The 22121-nt window shown below is 71.9% G+C and carries 22 protein-coding genes and 1 pseudogene; 14 read left to right on the forward strand and 9 right to left on the reverse strand.

Features of this window, described 5'->3' with window-relative positions:
* The first annotated feature begins 75 nt into the window (after positions 1 to 75).
* Positions 76 to 345, forward strand: a complete 270-nt coding sequence (locus tag ACK1X7_RS29315; RefSeq protein ID WP_385155789.1) for a LysR substrate-binding domain-containing protein — start codon at positions 76 to 78, stop codon at positions 343 to 345.
* Between the two features lie 539 nt (positions 346 to 884).
* Here ACK1X7_RS29315 and ACK1X7_RS29320 read toward each other — a convergent pair.
* A complete protein-coding gene (locus tag ACK1X7_RS29320) occupies positions 885 to 1616 on the reverse strand; it encodes a FadR/GntR family transcriptional regulator (RefSeq protein ID WP_385155792.1) in 732 nt (243 codons plus the stop codon).
* A 132-nt stretch (positions 1617 to 1748) separates the two neighbouring features.
* On the opposite strand from ACK1X7_RS29320, the gene ACK1X7_RS29325 reads away from it, so the two are divergent.
* The 8 genes and pseudogenes from ACK1X7_RS29325 to ACK1X7_RS29360 all read left to right on the forward strand — a co-directional run.
* On the forward strand, positions 1749 to 2261 hold the full coding sequence (locus tag ACK1X7_RS29325) for a gluconokinase (RefSeq protein ID WP_385155795.1): 513 nt from the start codon (positions 1749 to 1751) through the stop codon (positions 2259 to 2261).
* 18 nt (positions 2262 to 2279) lie between these two features.
* The gene (locus ACK1X7_RS29330; RefSeq protein WP_390793049.1) at positions 2280 to 3677 is read left to right on the forward strand and encodes a gluconate:H+ symporter; all 1398 of its coding nucleotides are present in this window, start codon (positions 2280 to 2282) and stop codon (positions 3675 to 3677) included.
* A 29-nt stretch (positions 3678 to 3706) separates the two neighbouring features.
* Complete coding sequence (locus ACK1X7_RS29335) at positions 3707 to 4477, forward strand: SDR family oxidoreductase (protein WP_385155801.1); 771 nt, start codon at positions 3707 to 3709, stop codon at positions 4475 to 4477.
* Between the two features lie 32 nt (positions 4478 to 4509).
* On the forward strand, positions 4510 to 5556 hold the full coding sequence (locus ACK1X7_RS29340; protein WP_385155804.1) for an L-idonate 5-dehydrogenase: 1047 nt from the start codon (positions 4510 to 4512) through the stop codon (positions 5554 to 5556).
* A 633-nt stretch (positions 5557 to 6189) separates the two neighbouring features.
* On the forward strand, positions 6190 to 7185 hold the full coding sequence (locus ACK1X7_RS29345; protein ID WP_413115846.1) for a trypsin-like serine peptidase: 996 nt from the start codon (positions 6190 to 6192) through the stop codon (positions 7183 to 7185).
* Between the two features lie 103 nt (positions 7186 to 7288).
* Positions 7289 to 8680, forward strand: coding sequence for a CoA transferase (locus ACK1X7_RS29350; protein WP_413115847.1), 1392 nt, complete (start codon positions 7289 to 7291; stop codon positions 8678 to 8680).
* Between the two features lie 130 nt (positions 8681 to 8810).
* The gene (locus ACK1X7_RS29355; protein ID WP_385147355.1) at positions 8811 to 9713 is read left to right on the forward strand and encodes an aminoglycoside phosphotransferase family protein; all 903 of its coding nucleotides are present in this window, start codon (positions 8811 to 8813) and stop codon (positions 9711 to 9713) included.
* 28 nt (positions 9714 to 9741) lie between these two features.
* Positions 9742 to 9897, forward strand: a pseudogene (locus ACK1X7_RS29360) (zinc-binding dehydrogenase); the annotation flags it as partial.
* 27 nt (positions 9898 to 9924) lie between these two features.
* Here the strand turns inward: ACK1X7_RS29360 and ACK1X7_RS29365 are convergent.
* The 3 genes from ACK1X7_RS29365 to ACK1X7_RS29375 are packed head-to-tail and all read right to left on the reverse strand — an operon-like array spanning position 9925 to position 13531.
* Positions 9925 to 11148: an acyltransferase family protein gene (locus ACK1X7_RS29365; RefSeq protein ID WP_385147352.1), complete on the reverse strand. Its 1224-nt coding sequence runs from the start codon at positions 11146 to 11148 to the stop codon at positions 9925 to 9927.
* Complete coding sequence (locus ACK1X7_RS29370; RefSeq protein WP_385147349.1) at positions 11145 to 12554, reverse strand: polysialyltransferase family glycosyltransferase; 1410 nt, start codon at positions 12552 to 12554, stop codon at positions 11145 to 11147. The genes ACK1X7_RS29365 and ACK1X7_RS29370 overlap by 4 nt, the downstream gene beginning before the upstream one ends.
* The gene (locus tag ACK1X7_RS29375; RefSeq protein ID WP_385147346.1) at positions 12554 to 13531 is read right to left on the reverse strand and encodes a glycosyltransferase family 2 protein; all 978 of its coding nucleotides are present in this window, start codon (positions 13529 to 13531) and stop codon (positions 12554 to 12556) included. Before ACK1X7_RS29375 ends, ACK1X7_RS29370 begins: the two co-directional genes overlap by 1 nt.
* Before the next feature lie 223 nt (positions 13532 to 13754).
* Between ACK1X7_RS29375 and ACK1X7_RS29380 the strand changes: the two genes are divergently transcribed.
* The 5 genes from ACK1X7_RS29380 (at position 13755) to ACK1X7_RS29400 (ending at position 20040) form a co-directional block, all read left to right on the forward strand.
* Positions 13755 to 15080, forward strand: a complete 1326-nt coding sequence (locus tag ACK1X7_RS29380; RefSeq protein WP_385117979.1) for a DUF6716 putative glycosyltransferase — start codon at positions 13755 to 13757, stop codon at positions 15078 to 15080.
* Between the two features lie 74 nt (positions 15081 to 15154).
* Positions 15155 to 16354, forward strand: coding sequence for a cytidylyltransferase domain-containing protein (locus ACK1X7_RS29385; protein ID WP_385147343.1), 1200 nt, complete (start codon positions 15155 to 15157; stop codon positions 16352 to 16354).
* Positions 16355 to 17287, forward strand: coding sequence for an N-acetylneuraminate synthase family protein (locus tag ACK1X7_RS29390; RefSeq protein WP_216346612.1), 933 nt, complete (start codon positions 16355 to 16357; stop codon positions 17285 to 17287). It begins immediately after the preceding gene.
* A 116-nt stretch (positions 17288 to 17403) separates the two neighbouring features.
* Positions 17404 to 18597, forward strand: coding sequence for a hypothetical protein (locus ACK1X7_RS29395; RefSeq protein WP_398159397.1), 1194 nt, complete (start codon positions 17404 to 17406; stop codon positions 18595 to 18597).
* A 231-nt stretch (positions 18598 to 18828) separates the two neighbouring features.
* A complete protein-coding gene (locus tag ACK1X7_RS29400) occupies positions 18829 to 20040 on the forward strand; it encodes an amidohydrolase (RefSeq protein WP_385147364.1) in 1212 nt (403 codons plus the stop codon).
* A 282-nt stretch (positions 20041 to 20322) separates the two neighbouring features.
* Here ACK1X7_RS29400 and ACK1X7_RS29405 read toward each other — a convergent pair whose 3' ends face one another.
* The 5 genes from ACK1X7_RS29405 to ACK1X7_RS29425 all read right to left on the reverse strand — a co-directional run bounded on the left by ACK1X7_RS29405 (position 20323) and on the right by ACK1X7_RS29425 (position 22095).
* The gene (locus tag ACK1X7_RS29405; RefSeq protein WP_385147337.1) at positions 20323 to 20811 is read right to left on the reverse strand and encodes a hypothetical protein; all 489 of its coding nucleotides are present in this window, start codon (positions 20809 to 20811) and stop codon (positions 20323 to 20325) included.
* A 75-nt stretch (positions 20812 to 20886) separates the two neighbouring features.
* Positions 20887 to 21015, reverse strand: a complete 129-nt coding sequence (locus ACK1X7_RS29410) for a hypothetical protein (protein WP_385147334.1) — start codon at positions 21013 to 21015, stop codon at positions 20887 to 20889.
* Positions 21016 to 21311: 296 nt separating this feature from the next.
* Positions 21312 to 21455, reverse strand: coding sequence for a hypothetical protein (locus tag ACK1X7_RS29415; protein ID WP_385147331.1), 144 nt, complete (start codon positions 21453 to 21455; stop codon positions 21312 to 21314).
* On the reverse strand, positions 21452 to 21715 hold the full coding sequence (locus ACK1X7_RS29420) for a hypothetical protein (RefSeq protein WP_385147328.1): 264 nt from the start codon (positions 21713 to 21715) through the stop codon (positions 21452 to 21454). The genes ACK1X7_RS29415 and ACK1X7_RS29420 overlap by 4 nt, the downstream gene beginning before the upstream one ends.
* A gap of 2 nt (positions 21716 to 21717) precedes the next feature.
* Positions 21718 to 22095, reverse strand: a complete 378-nt coding sequence (locus tag ACK1X7_RS29425; RefSeq protein WP_385147325.1) for a DUF6415 family natural product biosynthesis protein — start codon at positions 22093 to 22095, stop codon at positions 21718 to 21720.
* Positions 22096 to 22121 lie beyond the last annotated feature (26 nt).

The following is a 22121-nucleotide window of genomic DNA, read 5'->3' on the forward strand; positions in this document are numbered from 1 at the left end:
AATAGTCCAGCACCGTCGCGACGAACGGCGCGGGAACGTGGGCGCTCAGGTCCGCCCGGCTACGGCAACCGTGCCGTGACCGATCGCGCGTTCACCGCCGCGAGGCTCCACTGTCATGTCGCCATCGAGATCACCGACATCACGGCCGGTGCCGATTTCGTCCGTCACGGGCTGGGCATCGCTCTGCTGCCCCGTGGCGTCGTCGGGCCGCATGGCGATCTCACCACGCTGCCCATCACCGGCGCCGAGCTCGACTGGTCGATCTCCCTGGCCATCCCCGACAACCGAACCCCGAGCACGGCCGCCCGAGCCTTCGAGCGGTTTGTCGACCGGCATCTGAAGTGACGCGGCGGCCCGCCAGGTCGACTGCCGGGGTCGGGTGTCCCGTCCGGCCTGCGCGGCTCGGCCGGGTGCGGCTTTCGTCTCGCGCCTTCGGCGCAATTGAGCAGCGGGGCAGGGGGGTTGGGGGCGCGGGCCGCGTCGCCGAACGGCGGGCTGGTGGGGGTGGGCGCCGGTGGCGGCGCCCCTGGCCGGTGGCTGAGGCCGCTGCCGGACAGCAGGGGGGACCCCTCCTGAAATCGCTTGATGTATTAGTTGCGCTATATCAAGCGTTTTTACAGGGGTACCCGGACCCCCACCCGCAGTCCGGAGGGGCGCTTGACCGCCGAGGGCGGAAGCCGCCCCCGGCGCCCACCCGAACCGCCCCGGCGCCCGGCGGCGAGGCCCGCGCCCCCACCCCTGCCCCGCTGCTCAAAGGCGCCGAAGGCGCGAAACGAAACCCGCACCCGACACCCGGCCGGTGCGGACTGTTCCCCAGAAAGCGGCCAGGCATGGCGACTTGGAGGCCCTCGGAGCCCTCGGAGCCCTCAGGGCGCTCAGGGCGCTCAGGGCGCCAGGATGTCCAGCTCTCGCAGAGCCCCCACCGTGATCTCCCGCGTATAGCGCTCCGCCGCCTCCGCGTTGCCCGCGCGGACCGCTTCGGCCACGCGGACGTGGAGGGTGACCGCCTCCGGGTCGGGGTCGGTGAACATGATGCGGTGCTCGGTGCGGCCGGTCAGGACCTCGGCGACGACGTCGCCCAGGCGGGCGAACATCTCGTTGCCCGAGGCGCGCAGGATCACGCGGTGGAAGGCGACGTCGTGGATCAGGTACGCGGGCAACTGCTGGCCGCGTGAGGTGGCGACCATGTTGAGGGCGTGCTCGGTGAGTTCGGCGCACTGCTCCGGCGTGGCGTGCTCGGCGGCCAGCGCGGCGGCGGCGGGTTCGATGGCCGAGCGGAGGGCGGTGAGGGAGCGGAGCTGGCGGGGGCGGTCGGGGCCGGCCAGGCGCCAGCGGATGATCTGGGGGTCGAAGACGTCCCACTCCTCGGTGGGGCGCACCGTCACCCCGACCCGGCGACGGGACTCCACCAGGTGCATGGACTCCAGGACCCGCACCGCCTCCCGGACCACCGTGCGCGAGACGTCGTAGCGCCGCTCCAGCTCATCGGTGCGCAGAACGGTGCCCGGCGGATAGTCGCCCCCCGTGATCGCGGGGCCGAGGGACTCCAGGAGCCGGTCGTGCAGCCCTTGGGGCCTGGGCCTCTGACCACGGCCCTGGGGCCCCTGTTCGTCCATGCGCTCAGCCTACGCGGCCGGCCACCCCTCAAATAAGTATGACTTTTAAGTCACGGACTCTTGAATACGTCGTATCTGTGGGGTTGAGTGTCCCCGGCGCCGAGGTCGAAGAAGACAGCGAGGTTTCACACAATGCACGCCCCCCAGGTTGTCGTGGTCATGGGAGTGTCCGGAACGGGCAAGACCACGGTCGGCCCCCTGCTGGCGGAGGAGCTCGGCGTCCCGTATGCCGAGGCCGACGACTTCCACCCGCCGGCCAACATCGCCAAGATGTCGGCCGGGACCCCGCTGGACGACGACGACCGGCGCCCCTGGCTGGACGCGATAGGTGCGTGGGCCCATGACCACGCCGAAGGCGGGGGCGTGGTGAGCTGCTCCGCGCTCAAGCGGAAGTACCGCGACCGGCTGCGGTCCGCCGCGCCCGGCATCGTCTTCCTCCATCTGACCGGCGACCGCGAGCTGATCGCCGAGCGGATGAAGGAGCGCAAGGGCCACTTCTTCTCCGGCGAACTGCTCGACTCCCAGCTCGCCACGCTCGAACCGTTGCAGCCGGACGAGTACGGCGTCGCCGTGGACGTCGGCCCGGAACCCGAGCTCATCACCGAGCGGGCCGCCGCCGAACTGCGGCGGCTCGAACACCAGTAACGCAGGTTAGGAACCCCCGTGACCAGACTCAGCGTCGAGATGCTGGCAGCGGACACCGTCGACCCGATCACGTCGGCAGGTCACGCACAGCTCGGCATAGCCGTCCTCGTCGGCATAGCCGTTCTCGTCCTCCTCATCACCCAGACCAAGCTGCACGCGTTTCTGTCGCTGACGATCGGCTCACTGGCGCTCGGCGCCGTCGCCGGAGCCCCGCTCGACAAGGTCATCACCAGCTTCTCGGCCGGACTCGGGTCGACCGTCGCGGGCGTCGGCGTGCTGATCGCGCTCGGCGCGATCCTCGGCAAGCTGCTCGCCGACTCCGGGGGCGCCGACCAGATCGTCGACACGATCCTCGCCAGGGCCGGCAACCGGACGATGCCCTGGGCGATGGTGCTGATCGCGGGGATCATCGGGCTGCCGCTCTTCTTCGAGGTCGGCATGGTGCTGATGATCCCGGTGGTGCTGCTGGTCGCCAAGCGCGGCAACTTCTCCCTGATGCGCATCGGCATCCCGGCGCTCGCGGGCCTGTCCGTGATGCACGGCCTGGTGCCGCCGCACCCCGGCCCGCTCGCCGCGATCGACGCGGTCCACGCCGACCTGGGGATCACCCTGGCGCTCGGCGTCCTCATCGCCGTGCCCACCGCCATCATCGCGGGCCCCGTCTTCTCGCGCGTCGCCGACCGCTGGGTGCATGTCACCCCGCCGGACCGGCTGATCCCCACCCGGCCGTCGGAGGAGCTGGAGCGGCGTCCCGGGTTCGGCGTCACCGTGCTCACCGTGCTGCTCCCGGTCGTACTGATGCTGATCAAGGCGCTGGTCGACATCGTGGTGGACGACCCGGAGAACACCGTCCAGCGGGTCGCCGACGTCATCGGCGCTCCCCTGATCGCGCTGCTGGCGGCGGTGATCGTGGGCATGTTCACCCTCGGCCGGGCCGCGGGCTTCACCCGGGACCGGATCTCCGCCACCGTCGAGCACTCGCTCGCCCCGATCGCCGGAATGCTGCTGATCGTCGCCGCGGGCGGCGGCTTCAAGCAGACGCTGATCGATATCGGCGTCGGCAAGATGATCATGGACATCTCGCAGGACTGGAACGTCTCCGCGCTGCTGCTCGCCTGGCTGATCGCGGTCGCCATCCGCCTCGCCACCGGCTCGGCGACGGTGGCCACTATCTCGGCCGCCGGGCTGATGACGCCGCTGGCCGCCGATATGTCGAGCACCCATGTGGCGCTGCTGGTGCTGTCCATCGGCGCCGGGTCGCTCTTCTTCAGCCATGTCAACGACGCGGGATTCTGGCTGGTCAAGGAGTACTTCGGGATGAGCGTGGGGCAGACGGTGCGGACCTGGTCGGTGATGGAGTCGATCATCTCCGTCGTCGGGCTCGGCTTCGTCCTGCTGCTGTCACTCGTGATCTAGCGCTGAGCAAAGGTAGGGGTACGTACGCAATGACGACACATCCGCTCTTCGACATCGCGGGCCGCACCGCCCTGGTCACCGGCTCCAGCCGGGGCATCGGCCACGCCCTCGCACGCGGTCTGGTGGAGGCCGGCTGCACGGTGGTGCTCAACGGGCGCGATCAGCAAGCCCTCGAGAAGGCCGCGGCCGAACTCGGCGGCGCCGACGCGGGGGTGCACACCGCCGCGTTCGACGTCACCGACGGCCCGGCCGTGGCCGCCGGTATCACCGATGTGGAGGAGCGGGTGGGCCCGCTCGACATCCTCGTCAACAACGCCGGGATGCAGAACCGGGCGCCCCTGCTGGAGTTCACCGACGATGCCTGGCGGCAGATCCTGGACACCAACCTCACCAGCGCCTTCCTGGTGGGCCGGGAGACCGCCCGGCGGATGACCCCACGCGGCCACGGCAAGATCGTCAACATCTGCTCATTGCAGAGCGAGGTGGTCCGCCCCGGAATCGCCCCCTACGCGGCGACCAAGGGCGCGCTGAAGATGCTCACCAAGGGCATGTGCGCGGACTGGGGCCGGTACGGCATCCAGGTCAACGGGCTCGGCCCCGGCTATATCGAGACCGAGCTGACCCGACCGCTGGTCGAGGACGAGGAGTTCAGCGCCTGGGTGCGCGGACGGACCCCGGCCGGGCGCTGGGGCCGCACCGAGGACCTGGTCGGCGCGCTGCTCTATCTCGCGTCTCCGGCGGCGGACTTCGTCAGCGGACAGGTGCTGTACGTAGACGGCGGCATGACGAGCGTTCTGTGAACCCCGCGAAACCACTTGAGGAGGCTGGGCGGATGGTGCTGGGCTGCGTGATCCACGGACAGGGTGATCTGCGGATCGAGGAACTCCCCGAGCCGGAACCGGCGCCGGGGCAGGCGCTCGTGGCGATCCGGTACGGCGGGATCTGCGGATCGGATCTCCACTACCACCGGCACGGCGGGGTGGGCGACTTCCGGCTCCAGGAGCCGATGGTGCTCGGGCACGAGGTCGTCGGCACGGTCGTGGCGTACGGCGAGGGCGCGACCGGACCCGCGACCGGACCCGCGGTCGGCACCCCGGTCGCCATCCACCCGGCCACCCCCTGCGGGGTGTGCCCGGAGTGCTCCGACGGCCGCGCCAACGTCTGCCGCGACACCCGCTATCTGGGCAGCGCCGCGCGCACCCCGCATGTCCAGGGCGGCTTCGCCTCGCGGATCGCCGTCCCGGCGGCGCAGTTGCGTGCCCTCCCCGAGGGGCTGGAGCCGCGCCGGGCCGCCCTCGCCGAACCGCTGGCCGTCGCGCTGCACGCGGTACGGCGGGCGGGCGCGGTGAAGGGCCGCCATGTGCTGGTCACGGGCGCCGGTCCGATCGGCTGCCTGACCATCGCGGCGGCCCGCGCGGCAGGCGCGGCGACCATCACGGCGACCGATCTGCTGCCCCGCGCCCTGGAGTTCGCGGCGGCGGCCGGGGCGACGGCCTGCGTACGGGCCGACGATCCGGCCGACCCCAACTGGCCCTCCGAGGAGATGGACGTCGCGATCGAGGCGTCGGGCGTTGCGGCTGGGCTCGACACGTGTTTGCGCCGCGTGCGGAGGGGAGGCGTGGTCGTCCAGCTCGGCATGCTGCCGCCCGGGCAGAGCCCGTTCGCCGGAAATCTCCTGGTCGCCCGGGAGATCGAACTGCGCGGCGCGCTCCGCTTCCACGCCGAGTTCGACGACGCGTTGCGGCTGTTGGCGGCTGAGCCGTCGTTCGACGCGCTGATCAGCGGGGTGCGGCCGGCGCGGGAGGCGGTGGAGGCGTTCGGCCAGGCGGCTGACCGGAGCCGGTCGTGCAAGGTGCTGCTGGACTTCGCCGCCGACTGAACAGGGCGTCGCGGCACCCACGGTTGGGCCGGGCCGGGGCGGGCCGGGGCGGGTGCGTGGTGGGTGCGGGTCCGGCTTGCGGGTGCGGGTGTGTGGGTGGTGTGCCTGCTGTTCGTGGTGGGTGGCGGGTGCGGGGCCTCCGGGGCGGCGCCCTGGACCGTATATTTACGGCGCCATTGGCCGGGGGCGTTGAGTGGGCCGGGGATTGGCGCCACAAATACACGTAAGCGTCCAGGACACCACCCCTGCGACCCCGCCCCCTCCCGCCGTCTCGCGGCTGTCCGCCGGTGGCACCGGACCGCCTGTCCGCCCGGCGTTCAGCCCGGGGGCGGCTGGCGGGGGCTGGGTGCGGCCCCGCTCCCTCCTACGGCTGTCCGGTGGTGCGGGACGTCTGTCCGTCCCGGTGGTGTGAATTCAGCCCCTCCGGCGTTTGAGGAGCGGGGTCCGGGGCGGAGCCCCTCGTTTCGGGAAGGGGCGGGCGTCGGAGGGTTCGGCTCGGGCTAGGGGGATCCCTAATTGTGACGCCCGACACCATGGCAGGTCTGGACCAGTCGTGGCACTCTACCGGCGACCAGCGTCAGACAACGTTGTCCGACGCTCTCGGGCACCTCCAACGGACTTGGAGCTCACCGCATGAGACGTGTCGCCACCTTATTCAGCGCACTCACTCTCGCCACCCTGAGCTGGACCGCCGGAACCGCCGCCCACGCGGCCCCCGCCCCGTCCCCCTCGGCCGGTGGAGCCGGAACCTCCGTCTCCACCGAGGGGCAGCGCGCCGCCGTCCGCTTCTGGACGACGGACCGGCTGCGTGCCGCCCAGGACGTCACCGCGCTGCCCGCCGCCCGCACCGCGAAACTCGCGACCGCCCCGCCCACGACGGGTGAGCGGGTGAGCGTGCCCCCGCTCCCGGGTCCCGCCGCGTCCACCTCCGCGCCCTCGACCCGGGCCACGTCCCCGACCGCCTGGACCGGCGGCGGGCTGATCAGCACCACGGCGGGCAAGGTCTTCTTCCAGAACGCCTCGGGCGGCACCTTCGCCTGCTCGGCCACCGTCGCCAACAGCGACAACCGGTCCGTCGTACTCACCGCCGGCCACTGCGTCGTGGACGCGGCCACCGGCACGGGCTACCGCAACTGGGTCTTCATCCCGGGCTACAACAACGGCAACCGCCCCTACGGCACGTTCTCCGCCCGGAGTCTGTTCTGGGAGCCCCAGTACGTCTCCACGCGGTCCAACGCCAACTGGGACTACGCCTTCGCCGTCATGAGCACGTTGAACGGCCGCACCCTGGCCGAGACCGTGGGCGCGCAGGGCATCGCCTTCAACTCGCAGACCGGCCGCCATGTCCACTCCTTCGGCTACGGAGGCTCGGCCGCCGAGGGCAACGGCGAGCGGCTGAACCACTGCGAGGGCAATGAGTTCCCCGACGCGGGGCGCCCCGGCTCCACGATGTGGGGCATCGACTGCGTCCAGACCGGAGGGTCGAGCGGTGGCGGCTTCCTCGCCGACTTCTCGGGCGGCGGGGGCTATCTGATCGGCAACATCAGCGTCAGTGCCGGTACCAATGAGTACCACCCGACGCTGGGCAATGAGGCCCTTGACCTCTACCGGCGGGCGGGCGCGGCGTAGGCCCATCACCGATTGCACGGCCCGCCCTCTCCGTCCCCGACCAGGAGGAGGGGGCGGGGCACTCGCCATACGGCGCCCCCGGGCTGCGGCGCACAATGAGCCCATGACGAGCAGCGACGCACCTCCGGACCCCGCCACCGCCCACGCCTGGACCGCCCTCGGCGGCGACCCGGCGCTGCTGGGGAACGTGGCATACCGCGCGGTGAGCGGGGGACTGCCCGCCCGGCTGCCCGTGGCCGAACTGGCCCGCGCCACCGTGGGCGTGTGCTCGCTGGCCGCCGCCGAACTGGGCGCGCGGCGCTCCGGCGGGGCCGTTCCGGCGGTACGGGTCGACGAGGGGGCCGTGGCCACCGCGTTCGTCAGCGAACGGCACCTTCGTATCGACGGCCGGAAGCCCACCAACTTCGCTCCGCTGTCCGGCTTCTGGCGCGCGGCCGATGGCTGGGTCCGTACGCACGCCAACTATCCGCACCACCGTGCCCGGCTGCTCAGTGCCCTTGGCCTGTCCGGCGACAGCGGGCCGGACGAACTCGCGGCAGCGCTGGCGGCGCGGCCCGCCCGGGCGATCCAGGAGACCGTCTACGCGGGGGGTGGGCTGGCCGTGGCCGTGGCGGAGCCGGGCGAGAGCGACATTCCGCTTGCCGGGCTGCCGTTGGTCGAGTCCCGGCGGGTTGGGGAGGGCGCCTCGCGTCCGCACCCGCTTCCGGAGGCGGCGCTGCCCGCGCGTGGTGTGCGTGTGCTCGATCTGACCCGGGTCATCGCCGGACCGGTGGCCACCCGCACCCTGGCGCTGCTGGGCGCCGATGTGCTGCGTATCGACTCCCCGGGGCTGCCCGAGGACCCGGACGCACACGCCGACACCGGCTTCGGCAAGCGCTCCGCCGCACTCGACCTCCGCGCGTCCGAGGACCGCCGGACCTTCGAGGCGCTGCTCGCCGACGCCGATGTGGTGGTCACCGGCTACCGCCCCGGCGCGCTCGACCGCTTCGGCCTCGCCCCGGACGCCCTGCTGGAACGCCACCCCGGGCTGATCGTCGCGCAGTTGTGCGCATGGGGCTGGTCCGGGCCGTGGGCCGGGCGGCGCGGTTTCGACAGCCTGGTGCAGGCGGCGACCGGGATCGCCGCGATCGAGGCGCACGTCGATGCCGATGTTGACGGCCATCCTGGTGTGCTGCCTGCGCAGGCGCTTGATCACGGCACGGGCTATCTGCTGGCGGCGGGGGTGTTGCGGGCGCTGACGGAGCGGGAGGAGGTGGGCGGCGGGCGGCATCTGCGGCTGTCCCTGGCGGGCACGGCGTCCTGGCTTCTGCATGGGATCGCTCCTGTGCCCCGGGGTGGCGGCCCCGCCCATGACCCGGCGCCCTGGCTGGCGGAGACCGCCTCCGAACAGGGAGTTCTGCGGCACGCCTGCTCGCCGATCGCTACCCCGGACGGACCACTGGACTGGGCCCGTCCCCCCGGCCGCCTGGGCGCCGACGCCCCGCGCTGGCTCTGAGCTCGGCCAGGGGCGGATTTTCCCCTCCCCGCGGCGGGGCTGGATGACGCCCCCACGCCAAATTGAGTTGCCGCCGGGACCTCACCTGGCGCGTAGTGGTGTCCCACCCGACTCAGGAAAGGCGGTGCCGATGAGCGCGAGCACGATGCACGCCGACGAACAGCCCATCGACGTGGCTCTCGTACGGCGGCTGCTCGCCGCGCAGTTCCCCCGGTGGGCGGGGCTGCCCATCGAACGGTTCGCCTCGTCGGGCACCGTCAATGCCCTGTTCCGGCTCGGGGGCGACCTCGCCGTACGGCTGCCGCGGATCGCGGGTGGGGCCGGGGACGTGGAGCGGGAGCACCGGTGGCTGCCCCGGCTCGCGCCCGCGTTGCCGGTTCCCATTCCCGCGGTGCTCGGCAAGGGCGTGCCGGGGGACGGTTTCCCCTGGCCGTGGACGGTCCATCGGTGGCTCGGCGGGGAGAATCCGCGGGAGGGGCGGGTCGCCCGGCCCGGGCGGCTCGCCGTCGATCTCGCGGAGTTCATCGTCGCGTTGCGCCGGATCGAGCCCGCGGACGGGCCGCCCGCCTACCGGGGCGGGCCGCTGCGGGAGGTCGACGAGGAGACTCGGACCGCGATCGGCCGGTTGCGCGGCACGATCGACACCGGGGCGGCAACCGCGGCGTGGGAGGAGGCGCTGGCGGCGCCCGGGTGGGACGGGCCACCGGTGTGGGTGCACTCCGATCTGATGCCGGGCAATCTGCTGGTCGCGGACGGGCGGCTGAGCGCCGTCATCGACTTCGGGACCGCCGGGGTGGGCGACCCGGCCTGCGATCTGATCCCGGCCTGGAATCTGCTCCCGGCTTCGGTGCGGGATGACTTCCGCACCGCGCTCGGCGTGGGCGTGGGCGTGGACGACGCCACCTGGGCCCGGGGCCGGGGCTGGGCCCTGAGCATGGCGCTCATCCAGCTTCCTTACTACCGCGAGACGAACCCGACGATGGCGGCCAACGCGCGCCATGTCATCGATCAGGTGCTGCTGTCGCCGTCATGACGAGCGGGGACCCTCTCCCCTCGCCGCGGGCGACCGCGCCCGGCTCGACACCCTGCGGCGCCAGGCCGAGAGCGGTGTTCTGACCCTGAGGGTGGCCCGCACCCTGCCCGCCGCGCGGGCGGCCGAGGCCCACCGGCTGCTGGAGGCCGGTGGGACACGGGGCCGCATCGTTCTCGAATTCTGACCACGGGACCGGCTCCGGGTCGCTCGTTCAGAGCCGGACCGTGGTCAGCGAGCGCTTGATCACCGGGGTGAGCTTCTGCTCGACGAAGCGGTAGAGCAGCCAGGCGAGGCCCAGCATCACCAGTACGGTCAGGGCGAACGTCCCGTAGGAGGGGATGCCCAGCTTCTGGTGGAGGACCCAGACGACCACCCAGCCCAGATGCTCATGGACCAGGTAGAACGGGTAGGTCAGGGCGCCCGCCACGGTGAGCCAGCGCCAGTTCGCCCAGTTCAGCTTGCCCAGCGCGATCAGCGTCACCGCCACATAGCCGAAGGCGACGACGCCGATGATGGCGGCGGCCGAGCGGTAGGAGAAGGCGTCGATGTTGGCCGGGTGCCACAGGTCGCGGATCGCGTAGTGCTGGCCGATCAGGAAGCTGATCCCGATGATGCCCCAGGACAGGGCGTCATGGCCGAAGCGGTGGAGCAGATAGATGCCCATGCCGCCGATGAAGTACGAGGAGTACTCCGGCATCAGGACGACGTCCAGCAGCGGCAGGTTCGCGGCCTCGGCGAAGGCCGAGCCCAGCGTCCAGACGGCGCAGAAGAGCACCACCCGGTGCCGGGTCGCGCCCGGCAGCACCACGAACAGTGCGAAGAGGGCGTAGAACCGCAGCTCGGCCCAGAGGGTCCAGCACACGCCCAGCACCCGGTCCACCCCGAGCGGCTGCTGGAGCATGGTGAGGTTGACCAGCGCGTCGCTGGGCGACACCGCCTTGTAGGTGACCCAGGGGAGCGCGAAGACGGCGGTCACCAGGATGATCGCGACCCAGTAGGCGGGGTAGAGGCGGGAGACGCGCGAGGCGAAGAAGGAGCGCAGCGGCCGTCCCCATCCGCTCATGCAGATGACGAAGCCGCTGATGACGAAGAAGATCTGGACGCCCAGACAGCCGTAGGCGAAGGTGCTGGAGAGGGTGGGGAACTGGGCGCGGGGCGAGGAGCCCCACGCCTGGGCTATCTCACCGTCGCGGCCGCCGTAGTGGTACGCGGCCACCATGAGCGCGGCGAGCAGCCGCAGCCCGTCCAGCGCCCGCAGCCGCACCGGATGGCCGCCGCGTGCGGCCGCCTTCGCGGTGCGCTCGGCGGATCGCTCGGCAGTGCGCTCGGCGGACCGCTCCGGAGCGGTGTCGGGGGCACGCGGCGGCGTCGGCGCGGGAGCCGTCGCCGCCGCGGTGGATATCGGACCGGCGTCGGGGGCGGGCGGCGCGCTCATCCGGTGACCGTCCGCTTGAGGGCGGCCCGCTTGATGGCCCGGGCCCGGCGGGCGACCTTGCGCACCGTCTCATTGCGCGGGATGAAGGCGAGCTGCGAGGGGACGGCCCCGGGCAGGGCGAGCGCGGTCAGCCGGCGCTTCTTGAAGTAGCGCCAGGTCTGGTTGTCCAGATGGGCGGCCAGATAGCGCTCGGCGACGGGCCGCAGCTCCGGGTAGATCTTGGCCTGCATGCAGAAGCCGACCGCGGTGATCAATCCGGCCAGTCGCTTGCCCGCCCGCTCGTCGACCGGCTGGGCGGCGGCCACCGCCTTGTGGTCCTCGAGGTCGGGCAGCAGCGCGTCCGCGATCGTCACCGGCACGCGGTTGCTGTTCTGGTACGGGGTGAGCCGCTCCAGCAGCGTATCGGTGCCGATCCGGGCCACCGGCAGTCCGTAGAAGACGTCGGCGGTGAGCAGCGCGGTGGAGAAGCAGCCGATGACCAGGGCCGGGCTCATCCGCTGGTACAGCACCTCGGCCAGGACCGGGGTGTCCATGACGGTCAGCTCCGCGCCCAGCTCCGCGGCCTTCTTCTCCAGCATCCGCGACCAGCGGGCCGGGGCGGTGGGGTGCGGCTTGAAGACGACGGTGCGGTGGCCCAGCGCCACGGCGCCGCGCAACATCCGCACATGCAGCTCTTCCTCCTCCTGCGGAGTGAGGATGTCCAGCGCGGACAGATACTGCCCGAGCATCAGCGCCGGGCCGTTGCCGACGGCGATCCGCTCGCTGGCGGAGACGACACCGCGCGGGGCGGCGTCGGCGATCTCGGTGAGCACCTTGGTGAACACCTCGGTCGGCAGGATCTCCGGTTCGACGCCGAACTCGGTGAGCAGCAGCGGCCGCAGACCGGGCACCAGGTCCAGGTGGAGCAGCCGGCGGATCCGGGTGCCGATCAGCGGGTCCAGTTTGTTGCGGGTCGGGCCGTAGCTCATCAGACCGTCCGCGTAGACGTCGATGGGCGCGCCCTGGAAGACATTGGCGACCGCCATCGCCGGGTTGACCTGGATTGACTCCAGGATCAGCTCGATGTTGTCGTCGCCGAGGTTCCACAGCAGCCGCAGATGGCGCTCCCACAGCGGGGCGTCGTCCACGCGCGGGGCCCAGCCGCCGGGGTGGAACGGCGCGATCGTCTCGTTCCAGGACAGCACCCGGTCGAAGCGGCCGCGCAGCCGCTCGAAGCCGGGCATGTCGTCGACCGGCGGGGTGGTCTCCGGCGTCGCGGCGTTATTGCTGATCAGCAGCAGCCGGCGGTCGGCCGGGCCGACGCTGTCCGCGTCGATCGCGGCCGCGAGGGTCGCCGCCCCGTAGAGGGTGGAGGCGAGAAAGATCTGGGTGCGCTTGCGCTCCGCCAGCGGCTTGTAGGCGGACATCAGGCCGCCACCTCCGCCCCGGCGGGCCGGCGCTTGACTCGCCGCAGACGTGCGGCGCGCTCGTAGTCCATGGAATCCAGTGCGTCCTTCAATACGTCCTGGGGCATGCGTTTCATCGCCGCCGCCGACATGGAACGGAGTTTGCGGGCAACTTGCGGTTCGAATCTCTCGATGTTGCCCAGGTGATGGGAAATGATCGCGCAGTAGGTGCGGACGGCTTTCGGCAGCAGGGCGTCGGCGTCGCGGTCCCGCGCGGTTTCCTCGATGACCTGGTCGAATGCGCGAATGAAGTCGAGCTGCCGCACATCGCCGATCTGGGTGAGCGAGGAGGAGACCCCTCGCCGGTAGAACACTCCGTGCACACCGAGGACGGCGAAGCTGCGGGCCTCGCGGTGCAGCCGCCAGATCCAGGGCCGGTCCTCGGCGGTGCGCAGCCCGTGGGTGAAGTGCAGCAGCCCCTCGTCGGCCAGGCGGCGGTGGTACATGCCCGCCCAGGCATACGGGTAGTCGACGGAGGTGGAGCGGTCGGCCGGGAGGATCGCGTCCCGCGGGTTCATCACCACATTGCGACGACCGTGCGGCACCCGGGTGATCGAGCGGGCCCGGGCGGTGCACTGGACATGGTCGGTGCGGACGAAGTCGCACCCCAGGTCCTCCATCGCCGCGAGCATTTGCTCGTAGTAGCCGGGGGCGAGCCAGTCGTCGCCGTCGAGGAAGGTGATGTACTCGCCGGTGGATTTGTCCAGGCCGGTGTTCCGGGCGGTGGCCAGCCCACCGTTCTTCTCGTGCCGTACATAGACGGCCCCGGGAAGGTCGCGTTCGGCGCGCTCCAGGATCTCCGGCGTCCCGTCGGTGGCACAGTCGTCGACGAGAATGAATTCGAAGTCCTCACGCGCGTTCGCGCGCAGACTTCTGAGCGTGTCGGGGGCATAGGTCTGCACGTTGTAGAACGGCACGATGACGGAGAGCTTAACCACGCGGGTGACGCTAGGTCGCTGTCCGGCATTCGTCTTGACCTAGGGTGTACGTAGAGGTGAACGAAACACGTCGGAACGGTTAACCCGCCGCTCCAGCCAGCCGATTCTCCAATCGTCGACGTTCTGTTAACCCTTTGTTGCTCTTGCGTTGGGCCGTGAATCGACAACGCTTCCTAGCGTCTGCGACGTGTCCTCACGTACCAATCCCACTGTGCGAGTCGCCGTGCTCGCCGACTCCGACACCCGGTGGAAATGGGGCGCGCTCACCGCGCATCGCCTCGTACCGGACGAGTCGGGTTCAGCCTCGGGCCGTCGTCTCGACGGCTTCCTGCTGCGCGGCCGCGCCACGCCGACCGCCCGGCAGCTCACCGAGGTCGGGGTGCGCGCCGATGCGATGCGCGAGGTCACGGGCGTGGAATTCGTGCGGGCGGTGGACCGCGAGCGCTATGACGTGATCGTGCTCTCCCTGGTCGGCGGCGCCGTCCAGGCCATGCTGCACGGACTGCGCCACGCCTGGCAGGACGACGAGCGCCGCCCCGTGGTCGTCACCGGCTACGTCGGTGTCGTCTACGAGAAGCTGGCCGACGGGCTGCTGCTGCGCCACGGCGCCGATGTGGTGCTGGCCAACTCCCGGCATGACGCGGACCGTTTCCGCGACGTCTACACGGGCGTCGGCGCCGACGGGAACAGCGTCGTCGAATGCGCGCTGCCCTTCCTCGGCGGCGACCGCTACGACCCGAAGGCGCGGCTGGCGCGCAAGTACCCCGGCGGCACGGTCGTCTTCGCCGTCCAGCCCTCCGTCCCGGACAACCGCGCCGACCGCACCTATCTGCTGCGCCGCGCGGTGGAGCACGCGCGCCGCCATCCGGACCGCGAGGTCGTGGTCAAGCTGCGCAGCAAGCCGGGCGAGCACACCACGCATATCGAAGAGCTTCCCTACCAGAAGCTGATCGCCAAGTTCGGCGACGATCTGCCCGCCAACTTCCGGCTCGCCTACGGGAACATGGGCGAGGTCCTGGACACCGCCGACCTGCTGGTCACGGTCAGCTCCACGGCCGCCCTGGAGTCCCTGCACCGCTCCATACCGACCGCCGTCCTCACCGACCTCGGGGTGCGGGAGACGCTCGGCAACCACCACTTCCTCGGCTCCGGCTGTCTCGCCTCCTGGGACCAGTTGGACGCCGGGCACCTGCCGGAGCCGAACGCCGAGTGGCTCAGCCGCCAGGGCGTCGCCGCCGACGGGCCGTACGAGACCTGGTTCGACGCCGCGCGGGACCGCGTCGCCGAACTGGCCGCCGCACCGACCCTCCCGCCGCTCGCCCCCTTCTACACCCCCACCACCGCGCCCGGCTATCTGCCCGGCCGGCTCGCCCGGTACGGCTTCGAGCCGGACGGCTCGCCCCGCCCCGGGGCCTCGGCCGAGGACGAGGCGCAGGTCTCGGGGCTGCGGCGGGTGGTGCGCAACACGATGCGCGAAGCGGCCCGCGGTGCGTACCGCCACGGCGTACAGCGGGTGGCTCCGGTCATCCGGCGGATGGGGGAGCTGTGAGCGACGACGTGCGCGCGAACCAGGAGGAGGCCCGGACGGCCTCGATCACCTCTGCAACCCCTGAAGGAGCCGCCATGACCGCCCCGAGCCCATGTGTGCTCGCCGTGATCCCCGCCCGCGGCGGGTCGAAGGGCGTCCCCGCGAAGAACCTCGCCGCCGTGGGAGGCGTGCCGCTGGTCGTTCGCGCCGTCATGGAGTGCCGGGCCAGCCGGCTGGTGACCGACGTGGTCGTCTCCACCGACGACGCCGGGATCGCCGCCGCCGCCCGCGGTGCGGGCGCCGTGGTCATCCAGCGCCCCACCGACATCGCCGGTGACACCGCCACCAGCGAGGCCGCGGTGATCCACGCCATGGACGCGTACGAGGCGTCGCACGACACCACCGTGGACGTGGTCCTGCTGGTGCAGTGCACCAGCCCGTTCATCATCCGCGAGGACATCGACGGAGTGGCCGCCGCGGTCGCCGAGAAGGGCGCCGACACCGCCCTGACCGTGGCCCCCTTCCACGGCTTCGTCTGGCGCGAGGGCGAGGACCCCGCGGCGGACGGCGGCGACGGCGTCAACCACGACAAGTCCTACCGCCCGCGCCGCCAGGACCGCCCCCAGGACTTCCTGGAGACCGGCGCCGCCTACGCGATGGACGCCCGCGGCTTCCGCGAGGCCGGCCACCGCTTCTTCGGCCGCACCGACCTGGTGCGCACCGACCCCGCCCGGGTGCTGGAGATCGACGATCCGCACGATCTGGCCCGCGCCCGCGCGCTCGCCCCGCTGCTCGACGCCGAGCGGCCGGGCGCCCTCCCCACCCGCGAGGACATCGACGCGGTGGTACTCGACTTCGACGGCACCCAGACCGACGACAGGGTGCTGGTCGACTCCGAAGGACGCGAACTCGTGGCCGTGCACCGCGGCGACGGGCTCGGGATCGCCGCCCTGCGCCGCGCTGAGCTGGCGCTGTTGATCCTGTCCACGGAAAAGAACCCGGTCGTCGCCGCACGGGCCCGCAAACTCCAGGTCCCCGTGCTCCACGGCATCGACCGAAAAGATCTCGCACTGAAGCAATGGTGCGAGGAGCAGGGCATCGCGCCGGAGCGCGTGCTCTACGTCGGCAACGACGTCAACGACCTCCCGTGCTTCGGCCTTGTCGGCTGGCCCGTGGCGGTCGCAGGTGCGCACGACGTCGTGCGCGGCGCTGCACGTGCGGTCACCTCCACCCCCGGAGGGGACGGCGCGATCCGCGAGATCGCCTCGTGGATTCTCGGAAAGGAACTGTCTTAAGTGAGCTCCAACTCTCGCCTCCGCACCCTCGGCGACAAGATCGCCGGCCCCGGCCACCCGGTCTACGTCACCGGTGAGATCGGTATCAACCACAACGGCGACCTGGAGAACGCGTTCAAGCTGATCGACGCTGCCGCCGAGGCCGGCTGTGACGCGGTCAAGTTCCAGAAGCGAACCCCGGAGATCTGCACCCCCCGCGACCAGTGGGACATCGAGCGTGACACCCCCTGGGGCCGGATGACCTACATCGACTACCGCCACCGCGTGGAGTTCGGCGAGGACGAGTACACCGCCATCTCCGAGCACTGCAAGAAGCGCGGCATCGACTGGTTCGCCTCCCCGTGGGACACCGAGGCCGTCGCCTTCCTGGAGAAGTTCGACGTCCCGGCCCACAAGGTGGCCTCGGCCTCGCTGACCGACGACGAGCTGCTGCGCGCCCTGCGGGCGACCGGCCGCACCGTCATCCTGTCGACGGGCATGTCCACCCCCAAGCAGATCCGCCACGCGGTGGAGGTGCTGGGCAGCGACAACATCCTGCTGTGCCACGCCACCTCGACGTACCCGGCCAAGGCCGAGGAGCTCAACCTGCGCGTGATCAACACGCTCCAGGCCGAGTACCCCAACGTGCCGATCGGCTACTCCGGCCACGAGACCGGTCTCCAGACCACGCTGGCCGCCGTCGCGCTCGGTGCCGCGTTCGTCGAGCGCCACATCACCCTCGACCGCGCCATGTGGGGCTCGGACCAGGCCGCCTCCGTCGAGCCGCAGGGCCTGACGCGGCTGGTCCGGGACATCCGCACCATCGAGGAGTCCCTCGGTGACGGCGTCAAGAAGGTCTACGAGAGCGAGCTCGGCCCGATGAAGAAGCTCCGCCGTGTCGCGGGCGTCGTCGCCGAGTCCGACTCCGCCGACCGCGAGCCCGCCGCGGTCTGAGGCACTCTGCCGTGAATCCTCCGGCCGGTGTGCCCGGCCCTCGCCCGGAGGCGGCGGGCACCTCTGACGAGTCAGGGGCTGCCCGCCGCCTCCGGGCCCTGCCTTTGGACGGTGCGATGGTCTCCGCTGCCCCCCTTGCCCCTCCGGCCACACTCGCCTTCGTCGAGAGCCCGGTCCAGCTCCTGAACGTGCTGGAGTGGGCGTACGCCGACGCCCAGCGCGCCCAGGGCCCGGAGGCCACGGCGCCCCAGGACCTCACCGTGGTGGTGCTCTCCCCGCACGACCCGATGACCCGCGGCCAGTTGCGCCGGATGGCCGAGCTGGCGCGGGACGAGGGCTTCGCCGTGCGCTGGGAGGAGGCGCGGGGCGGGGCCGGTGCGCCGGTCAAGACGATCAGCGGGCTGCGCGGACCGCTGCGCCGGGCCGCGCGGATCGTGATAGGCGATCCGTTCTCCCGCTATGTCCAGTTGCTGCTGACCCTCACCCGCGCCAAGGACCTGGTCGTGGTGGACGACGGCACCGCCACCATGGAGTTCATCTCCCAGATCGCCAAGGGCGAGCCCCTGGTGCGCTGGCACCGGCGCGGCAACCGGGGGCCGCGCGACATGGTGTTCGCGCCGGTCTCCGCCACCGCGCGGCGTCGGCTCACCCCCGGCGCCAAGCGCCGGGTCGAGGTCTTCAGCTCGATGCCGGTGGAGGCGCCCGACGGGGTCGGCGTCACGGCCAACGACTTCGCCTGGACCCGGGCCCGGTTCGGCCCGCCCCGGCTCACCGGCGGCACCGACCTGGTCGGCACCTCCCTGGTGGAGACGGGCGTGGTGGACCTGGAGCGCTATCTGGAGGCGGTCGGCTCGCTGACCCGCGCCCATGGCGCCACCCGCTACTTCGCCCACCGCCGCGAGAGCGTCGAGAAGCTGCACCGGATCTCGGCCGAGGTGGGTCTGGAGATCGTACGGCCCGATCTGCCGCTCGAGCTGATAGCCCGCCGAGGCCCCATCGGCCACACGATCGTGAGCTTCCCCTCGACCGTGGTGCACACCCTGCCGCTCGCGCTCGTGGGCACCGGCGTGCAGGTCGCGGTCTGCGATGTGGACCCCGCCTGGCTGACCAGCAGCGCCTCCCCGCGCGCCCAGGGCTTTCTGTCCGGGGTCACCGGCACGGCCCGCGATGTGCGCCGGCTCAGCTCGGGGCCGCAGGCGGACCCGGCTCCGCCGAAGGGTCCGGTCCCGCCGGGGGACGCGGCCCTGCCGAGAGAGGTGGCCCCGCCGGGAAGCCCGGGTTCGCCCGCGGCACCGGTCGCCGCGTCCTGAGCTGCTGAGCTGCTGAGCCGCTGAGCCCGTTGAGCTGCTGAGCCCGTCGCCCGTACGGCCGTGTGGCGCTTCTCACCCGCGACCGGCCGTAAAGCGGGCTGTTATACCCCCTGACTAGGGGGATCATGCACCGCGCCGGGTACTTTTGCGTACCCGAAGAGATTGAATTTTTGTTGATCGACATTCGGTGGGCCCACCTGGCGTTCTACGCTTCTCCAGGTGAAGCAATTGATGTCCCTCGATGCGACCGATGCCACACCCGCCGAAGCGCCGGCCCTGCCCGGCACGCTCCCCGACGAGCTGCGTGCCGAACTCATCGCCTTCCGGCGCGATGTACATATGCACCCCGAGCTCGGCAACTGCGAGTTCCGCACCACCGCCGCGATCAAGGCGCGGCTGGAGCAGGCGGGACTGGAGCCGCGGGTGCTGCCGTCGGGCACCGGCCTCATCTGTGACATCGGCCCGCGCGATGGCGTAGCGCCCCTGCTGGCGCTGCGCGCGGACATCGACGGACTGCCCATCCCCGACACCAAGACGGTCGACTACCGCTCGACCATCGCCGACCGCGCCCACGCCTGCGGCCACGATGTGCACACCACCGTGGTGCTCGGCGCCGGTCTGGTCCTGGCCGAGCTGGCCCGCGAGGGGCGGCTGGCGCGTCCGGTGCGGCTGCTGTTCCAGCCCGCCGAGGAGGTGCTGCCCGGCGGCGCGGCCGACGCGATCGAGGACGGTGTGCTGGACGGCGTCGGCCGGATCCTGGCGCTGCACTGCGACCCGAAGGTCGAGGTCGGCCGGATCGGGCTGCGGGTCGGGCCGATCACCTCGGCCTGCGACCGGCTGGAGATCTCGCTGGACGGGCCGGGCGGCCACACCGCGCGCCCCCATCTGACCACCGACCTGGTGACCGCCGCCGCCAAGGTGATCACCGAGGTGCCCGCGCTGCTGGCCCGCCGGGTCGACGCCCGCTCGGGCCTGGCCGTCACCTGGGGCCGGGTGGAGTCGGGCCACGCCTGCAATGTGATCCCGCAGCACGCCGAGCTGTCCGCCACCGTCCGCTGCCTGGACCTGCCCGCCTGGCGCGAGGCCCCCGACCTGGTCCATGCCGCGGTGGACGAGATCGCCACCCTGCACCGCGCCAAGTCGCAGATCAACTACATCCGCGGGGTCCCGCCGGTGGTCAACGAGGCGAGCTCCGCCGAGCTGCTGCGCGACGCCATGATCGCCCGCCGCGGCGCGCACGCGGTCGAGGACACCGAACAGTCCCTGGGCGGCGAGGACTTCTCCTGGTACCTGGAGCGGGTCCCCGGCGCGATGGCCCGCCTCGGCGTCCGCGCGGTCGGCGACACCACCCGGCGCGACCTCCACGTGGGCGACTTCGATGTGGACGAGGGCGCCATCGCGGTGGGCGTGGAACTGTTCACGGCGGCGGCTCTGCTCGCCTGAACCGCAGGTGCGGGCGGCCGGTCGCCGGAACCGACGCGGACGGCCGGGTGGCGCTGCCGCCCGGCCGTCCGCGTCGACCCGAGGGAACCTCACCGGGATCGACGGCAACCGGTCGTTCTACGGGTTCGTGTGCATCAACCCTCGGCAACGGCATCCGGATCCGTCGCCGGGCCCGTCGACGCCAGCCGCGCTTGCACCGGGCCGGCCGACGCCTCTGAAGTCAGGTGCCCCGTCCGGTGTGCGCCACCGGGGCGACACACGGACGGGGCAGGTTGGAGGGCGTCAGCGCATCGGGCACGGGATCGTCGGGCGGATGCGGTTCGCGCTGCACGCGATGACCTGGACCGAGGCGAATCCGGTGCCGCGGATGTACCATCCGCCGACAACATCGCCGCCCCAGTTGAGCCGGTCATCCGCTGTCGCGAACCGCCCAGCCTGCCGCGAGACGTCCTTGTCGTGGTCAGCCAGGAACGACGGGCTCAACTCGCTGATCTGGTCTCTGTACCAGGCAGCGGCCTTGTCCGGCACCTCGAAGGTGGCCTTGATCATTCTGGCCGGGCGGAGCAGCCAGTGCGGTACCTCCAGCGGGGGCACGTCGCTTGCCATGAAGGCGGGGCTGGCCGCCGCGATCCGCTTCCACTCCTGGGGCGGGATGTCCTCTACGACGAGGTGCGGTGGCCGCCGGGCGGACTCGTCGTCGTACGTGCGGCGCTCTCCGGTCCAGCGGTAGCAGTGCCAGTGGCTCGGGCTGGGTGGGAGTGGTGCGGTCATCCGGGGGCCTCCTGCGTGGTGGGAGCAGCCCGCCTTCCGGACGGGCCGCCGTCTACCTGTGCCGTCGGACGCGAGCTACCTCGCGTACTGGCGTCCGTCGTCGGAGTCGCCGGGCGTCTGGCCGCCTGGGGTCGGGGCGTCCGTGTCCGGCATGGTGTCGCCGTCCTCCGGGTCGTGGCGGACGACGGCGTGCTGTAATCGCATGGGGCCTCCTGTGGGTTCACTCGCGCAGGGGTGTCCTCGCGCGATGGCGCGGTGCTCGTCCCGGTCACTGGCCTGCAAGCGGGAGGTCGGGGCGAGCCTTGCTGGACGGGACCCCGGCCCGGCGTGCAGGCCGGGACCGGAGTCCCTTCATCCCTGCCTTGTCGGTGGCCTCGTCGTCTCGTGCCGACGCGGCCACCGACAACGTCGGCTCGTGCCGACCGGCAGGGGGTCTTGGACAGCGGGCCGCCGGCGCCGTCGTCCGGTACGGGGCCCGGAACACCAGCGGCCCACCCGGTCTATGGGGCCGGAGTGCTCGCGAAGCAGAGGTAGACCGCGAGTACCAGCAGCACGGGGACCGCGCAGAGCGGCAGGCCCATCCGGGCGGCACGGAAGACGAGCAGCGCGGCGCGCCCGGCAGCAGGCTGGCGACGATGGCTCATCCGCCGCCTCCCGACCGGGCCTGCCGCACAGCCTCCTCGTAGGCGCGCAGCAGCCGCCCGCCCTCCGAACAGACGGCGCCGGGCATCCGGCAGGCCAGGCAGCCCGCGGCGTGCTCCAAGGCCGCGCGCCACTCCTCGCGGAGCTGGGGGCCCGCCTCGCACGGGGCGGTGGTGTTCTCGTCGTCGTAGACGATGACCTTCTGCCTGTGGCCGTAGCTGCTGCCCTCGTCCCGCCACTGCCACCCGACGCGGGATGACACGGTCAGCTCCCGCCGAGGCTCTCGTAGTGGTCACACAGGGCGTTGACGGAGCGAGCGAGCCGCTGGGCGTGTGCGATCCGGGCGGGCAGCGTGGCACCGGGTTCCATGCGCATCCGCATGCGGGCCTCGCCGATGCAGGCGCGTGCGCAGGCGCGCCGGGTGTCGTCCTCGGAGAGGCTGCGGGCCATCTGCTCGACTCCGGGAACGGCGACCGTGATGTGCCCGCGCAGCCGGAGGGTGAGCGTCTCCACCTCCTCCATGGAGGGGAGTTCGGCGTCCTCGGCGAGCAGACGGCGCGTGCTGGCGCGCATCGTCTGGATGTTGAGGGGGCGCTGATCCCGCTCTTCGCTGGTCGGTGGACGGGTGGCGGAAGTGGCCATGCTGGCGCTCCTTGTGGCGTTGGCCG

The organism is Streptomyces sp. CY-1, from assembly GCF_047218265.1.
Lineage (GTDB): Bacteria > Actinomycetota > Actinomycetes > Streptomycetales > Streptomycetaceae > Streptomyces > Streptomyces niphimycinicus.

Bases quoted from the DNA above. Each gene is read 5' to 3' on its own strand.
- ACK1X7_RS29320 (WP_385155792.1), bottom strand. From the start codon at position 1,616: ATGGACGAACAGGGGCCCCAGGGCCGTGGTCAGAGGCCCAGGCCCCAA.
- ACK1X7_RS29325 (WP_385155795.1), top strand. From the start codon at position 1,749: ATGCACGCCCCCCAGGTTGTCGTGGTCATGGGAGTGTCCGGAACGGGC.
- ACK1X7_RS29335 (WP_385155801.1), top strand. From the start codon at position 3,707: ATGACGACACATCCGCTCTTCGACATCGCGGGCCGCACCGCCCTGGTC.
- ACK1X7_RS29340 (WP_385155804.1), top strand. From the start codon at position 4,510: ATGGTGCTGGGCTGCGTGATCCACGGACAGGGTGATCTGCGGATCGAG.
- ACK1X7_RS29345 (WP_413115846.1), top strand. From the start codon at position 6,190: ATGAGACGTGTCGCCACCTTATTCAGCGCACTCACTCTCGCCACCCTG.
- ACK1X7_RS29350 (WP_413115847.1), top strand. From the start codon at position 7,289: ATGACGAGCAGCGACGCACCTCCGGACCCCGCCACCGCCCACGCCTGG.
- ACK1X7_RS29355 (WP_385147355.1), top strand. From the start codon at position 8,811: ATGAGCGCGAGCACGATGCACGCCGACGAACAGCCCATCGACGTGGCT.
- ACK1X7_RS29365 (WP_385147352.1), bottom strand. From the start codon at position 11,148: ATGAGCGCGCCGCCCGCCCCCGACGCCGGTCCGATATCCACCGCGGCG.
- ACK1X7_RS29370 (WP_385147349.1), bottom strand. From the start codon at position 12,554: ATGTCCGCCTACAAGCCGCTGGCGGAGCGCAAGCGCACCCAGATCTTT.
- ACK1X7_RS29385 (WP_385147343.1), top strand. From the start codon at position 15,155: ATGACCGCCCCGAGCCCATGTGTGCTCGCCGTGATCCCCGCCCGCGGC.
- ACK1X7_RS29395 (WP_398159397.1), top strand. From the start codon at position 17,404: ATGGTCTCCGCTGCCCCCCTTGCCCCTCCGGCCACACTCGCCTTCGTC.
- ACK1X7_RS29400 (WP_385147364.1), top strand. From the start codon at position 18,829: ATGTCCCTCGATGCGACCGATGCCACACCCGCCGAAGCGCCGGCCCTG.
- ACK1X7_RS29405 (WP_385147337.1), bottom strand. From the start codon at position 20,811: ATGACCGCACCACTCCCACCCAGCCCGAGCCACTGGCACTGCTACCGC.
- ACK1X7_RS29410 (WP_385147334.1), bottom strand. From the start codon at position 21,015: ATGCGATTACAGCACGCCGTCGTCCGCCACGACCCGGAGGACGGCGAC.
- ACK1X7_RS29415 (WP_385147331.1), bottom strand. From the start codon at position 21,455: ATGAGCCATCGTCGCCAGCCTGCTGCCGGGCGCGCCGCGCTGCTCGTC.
- ACK1X7_RS29425 (WP_385147325.1), bottom strand. From the start codon at position 22,095: ATGGCCACTTCCGCCACCCGTCCACCGACCAGCGAAGAGCGGGATCAG.